Here is a 4,299-nt window from a genome sequence, read left to right as displayed (position 1 = left end):
AATATTTATGTGTACTTTAACACGCTTGACGATCCTACCAGGGGCATGGATGGCATTTATACAAGCGTAACGGGAACATCGGCCGAGGATGCCGATTCGGGTGAAGTCGGGCGGGGAAACCGTGTCAACGGGGTGATCGCACTCAACCGTCCGATGGGAACGGAGGCTGCGGCCGGGAAGAACCCCGTGAGCCATGTGGGTAAGATATATACGGTGTTAAGCCACCGTATCGCAAACGAGGTTTATAGCGCGGTGGAAGGTGTTAAAGAGGTTTATATCTGGCTCTGCAGCCAGATAGGGCAGCCGATCGACGAGCCGAAAATAGCTTCGGCCCAGCTTATCCTTGAGCCGGGAGTAAATATAGAAAAGGTCAATTCCCTGGTTAAAGAGGTGATTGACCTTGAACTTGCCAATATCAACTCATTTACCACCGATTTGGCTGAGGGAAAATATCGGGTGTGGTAGAAATTAGATTCTCCTTTACGGTGATTTTCGAGTTCCCACTATCAACTTATATCCAACCGTCGCGCAATAATAAAAGGGGCCTTAAGTTCGGCTGTTTTTTTAAATAACTAATTTAGCAAGTATAGTAATTATTCTCTTGACAGTAATACATAATTATATAATAATATTATTACCTAATTATATAAACGCTCTATCACCCCGAGAGAATAGGATAAGCATGAAATCTGCAAGAGGAAGGATCGAGTTGCTAAAGGCAATAGCACATCCTTTAAGGATTGAGATACTGGAGCAGCTCGAAGAAGGCGTAAAATGCGTAAGCGATTTTGAGGAATCAATTGAGGCAAGCCAGCCCAATATATCACAACACCTAGCGCTTTTAAGGCGGTATGGTCTCATCGATTACTACAACGACGGAAGGTTGCGTTGCTACTTTCTCGTAGACCCGGTAGTGCCGGATGTTTTGAAAATACTTAGGAAACAATATAAGGGCAGCCTACCAGCCCCAGCCTGCTGTCCTGTTACTAAAAAGGGAACTTATCCAGGAACGAGGAGGCGCTAATACTAATGAAGATCGGAATAATTATTAGCTCAAACGACCCCGAGACCGTCTGGAACGCGTTTAGGTACGGCGAGCACGTTATCAAGGCAGGCGATGATGTTAAGGTTTTCCTAACCGGCCCCGGCGTTGAAGCAGAGCACATAAGCACCGTACAGTTTCCGGTTAAGGGGATGATGAAAAACTTAGAAGCCCTCGGTGGCAAGGTTCTTTGTTGCGGTACGTGCGCAAAGAAGATAAGGGGTTTTGAGCCACAAGCTTGTCCTGTAGGTGGGCTAAAGGATATGCACGCGATCATTAAAGAAAGCGATAGGGTCGTAACTTTCTAACCAAGAGATCGGTTATGGTTAGAGTTCGACTTTAGAATGGAGGAGACATGGCTGAGCCGGGATTGCTCATAACATTATTTTTAATAGGACTCGTTGGCGCGTTTTTCTCAGGTCTTTTAGGTCTGGGGGGTGCCATCATACTTGTGCCGCTTCTGTTATACCTCCCTCCATTAGTCGGCGTTGGAACGCTCACCATGAAGACGGTATCCGGTATTACCATCATCGTCGTCTTTGCCTCGGCTCTTATCGGTGTGCTTACGCATAATAAGAACCGTCTCGTTTCAAAAAATCTGGTTTTAATTATGGGCGTTACCGCTGCCGTTGCATCGCTGTTAGGCTCAATCTACTCCAAGAGCACCTCAAGCGAAACGCTTTTAGTCATCTTTGCGTTCATGGCCGCTTTCGCCGCGATAATCATGTGGTTGCCTAAGACAGAGTTGGGTGAGGACATTGCACCGGAGGATGTAACATTTAATAAGATCGGGGCATTTCTTATCTCTGTTGTCATCGGATTTATTGGCGGTATGGTCGGCGCACCCGGTGCCTACATCTTTACACCACTTATGATTTATTTCTTAGGCGTCCCGACTAAGATCGCCATCGGGAGCACTTTGGGAATAGCCTTCGCGGCATCAATATTTGGGGCAATTGGAAAGCTTACAACAGGACAAGTCCCTTATCTGCTAACGCTCGCTGTAGTTATAGGGGCCATGCCGGGGGCCAGAATAGGCGCAAAATATACCAAGAGGGTCCAGGCCGCTGCCCTTAAAAAAGGGCTTGGCGTGGTTATAGCCTTCGCGGCAATCCGTATGTGGTTCGATGTTTTGCATAAGCTTCATTATCTTAAGTAAGGTTTTGATAGTAATTTATGATCAGAAAGCTCCATCTGAGGGATGTTAATCATTATTCTGAGTAAGCCTTTAAGGAAAGAGGAGGTATCTAAAATGGATACTCAACAAAAGGTATCTAAAAGGGTCTCAATCATGTGCTTTCACGATGAACTCTGCCAGGTTTTCAATGCGATGATGACGGCTTTAAGCCTCTTAAGGTCGGGCTCGAAGGTTACAATATTCTTCGGCTCACGGGGCATAAATGCGGTCCATAAGGTGAAGATCAATGAGCTTACTTGCCTGCCCGATCAGCCAAAAGAGGAAAGCGAAGCCGTTATGAAAAGGATGGAGGCGATGGATCTTCCCGATGCCGGCCTGCTTCTTGAAACGCTTTATTTTGAAGGAGCGACTATTCTTGCGTGCCCGCTTAACCTATCTGTATTTGGCATGAGTGAGGCTGATCTGGTGCAGGGGGTAAAGGTTGCCGATCCATCAACCTATTACAAAGATGTGGTTATGCAGGCCGACATGAACCTGACTTTCTAGAGGACGGTTTCATCCCTGCATCCCTGGAAAAATCGAGTCGGATATTTTAAGGAGAACTTGAATAATGGCTGAAAAGTTGGAGGTCGTCAAAGCCATACTCACCATCCTGGTTGACAATACAATAATGGAGTTTATCCCGGACAGCGGGATAGTCAAACACCTCTCCGGTCCGCAGGGAAACTTTCTTGCAGAGCATGGCTTTTCCGCTCTTATCGAGACCGAAGATACGAAAATCCTGGTGGATACCGGCGTTACCGGGATTGCCATGGAGCACAACCTGGGGCTTTTAGGCTACACCATGGACGATATCGATGTGATCGTCTTCTCGCACGGCCACATCGACCATACGGGCGGGCTTGAGAAAGCAAGAGGCAGGATAATCGCCCACCCGGACGCATTTTGTGAAAGATACCTCTCGCCTAAAGAAGGGGTGCAATACGATATTACCAGCCCCACGCCCGATCCAACAAAACACAAGGTAGAGTTTCATGCAGAGCCGATCAAGCTTGCAAGGGGCGTGATGACTACCGGCCAGGTACCAAGAAAGCACGAGTGGGAAGAAGTCAAGGTCTTCAAACGCAAAGAGGGCGAGAATCTGGTGGAGGACAAGCTGCATGATGACATGGGCATAGTCATCAACACCGCCATGGGTCTGGTGGTAATCCAGGGCTGCAGCCACTCTGGTATCATAAACACGGTGGAGGTGGCTAAACAGATCACTGGTGTAGATGGCGTATACTGCGTAATAGGTGGCTTGCATCTGATCGGTCCGGGCGAGAAGAAAATCGATAGGACGATACAGGAGCTTAAAAAGCTTAACATCAAGAAGGTATTACCAATCCACTGCAGCGGATTCGAAGGCATAAAGCAGGTGTCGCTGCAGATGCCGGAGCAATTCGAGTATTGCACCGTGGGTTGCCAGATAGAGTTTTAGGCCAGTATAAGTCCATCGGTTGTGCCGCTTGGCCGCGCCTATATCCAAAGCGACAGCAGCTAGGCTGCCGATCCCCTGTGCTTTTTTGCCATCACCTCATGCTCTTCCATCGGCGCTTCGCCCATTTCTTTGTGTTGCCTCGGTATAAAGCGGCTAACTAGATATGCCGCCGCAGCCAAAAGTGCGAGTTGTCGTATCCTGCTCATGTTTCTTACTCCTTTACGGTGATTTTCAAGTTCCCACTATTAATTTCCGACTACCAACATATACCCAACCGTTGCAATAATAAAAGGAGCCGGAGTCGGCTCCTTAGAATTTCATCCATTTATTAACTTAACTCGTCTATTTTATTCCCGCTGGCAGTGAAGTATAACATTGATAATATTGGGCTTAGACACATTTAGTTATCCTTGATTTTACTATAATTTACAATAATTACTATAACTTACGGTAATTTACTCATGATTGATGTTATAATTACCAAGAGGCAGAATGTCAAAGATACGCTTAATGCCGCACTTTAAAGAAGTAACTGAAAGGATGAAGAGTCAATCCCATTTCTAGTTGAAACATCCATGGCTCATTTATACTACCGCCTTCACTAGCATTTGGTCATCCACTGATCCTCTAACCTCAAGC

Annotated in this window: 7 protein-coding genes; 6 read left to right on the top strand and 1 reads right to left on the bottom strand. The window is 46.7% G+C overall.

All coding sequences use genetic code 11. From position 1 onward, the window contains the following. The 6 genes from COY37_RS04135 to COY37_RS04110 form a co-directional block, all read left to right on the top strand. Positions 1-465 (top strand): methionine adenosyltransferase (locus COY37_RS04135; RefSeq protein ID WP_286976282.1); only part of this gene is annotated, 465 nt, incomplete at its 5' end. A gap of 217 nt (positions 466-682) precedes the next feature. Continuing rightward, complete coding sequence (locus COY37_RS04130; RefSeq protein WP_286679339.1) at positions 683-1,024, top strand: ArsR/SmtB family transcription factor; 342 nt, start codon at positions 683-685, stop codon at positions 1,022-1,024. A 5-nt stretch (positions 1,025-1,029) separates the two neighbouring features. Further along, positions 1,030-1,350 (top strand): DsrE family protein, encoded by a 321-nt coding sequence (locus COY37_RS04125; RefSeq protein WP_286679338.1) that lies wholly within the window; start codon positions 1,030-1,032, stop codon positions 1,348-1,350. Between the two features lie 47 nt (positions 1,351-1,397). Continuing rightward, the gene (locus COY37_RS04120; protein WP_286679337.1) at positions 1,398-2,201 is read left to right on the top strand and encodes a sulfite exporter TauE/SafE family protein; all 804 of its coding nucleotides are present in this window, start codon (positions 1,398-1,400) and stop codon (positions 2,199-2,201) included. Between the two features lie 93 nt (positions 2,202-2,294). After that, positions 2,295-2,726 (top strand): hypothetical protein, encoded by a 432-nt coding sequence (locus tag COY37_RS04115; protein WP_286679336.1) that lies wholly within the window; start codon positions 2,295-2,297, stop codon positions 2,724-2,726. A gap of 64 nt (positions 2,727-2,790) precedes the next feature. After that, positions 2,791-3,660, top strand: a complete 870-nt coding sequence (locus COY37_RS04110; protein WP_286679335.1) for an MBL fold metallo-hydrolase — start codon at positions 2,791-2,793, stop codon at positions 3,658-3,660. A gap of 59 nt (positions 3,661-3,719) precedes the next feature. Here the strand turns inward: COY37_RS04110 and COY37_RS04105 are convergent, their stop codons facing one another. Next, complete coding sequence (locus tag COY37_RS04105) at positions 3,720-3,866, bottom strand: hypothetical protein (protein WP_286679334.1); 147 nt, start codon at positions 3,864-3,866, stop codon at positions 3,720-3,722. Between the last annotated feature and the right edge of the window lie 433 nt (positions 3,867-4,299).

Origin of the sequence: Candidatus Aquicultor secundus (assembly GCF_002791875.1) — a bacterium.
Taxonomy (GTDB): Bacteria; Actinomycetota; Aquicultoria; order Aquicultorales; family Aquicultoraceae; genus Aquicultor_A; species Aquicultor_A secundus.
This window is presented reverse-complemented; position numbering and strand designations above follow the sequence as displayed.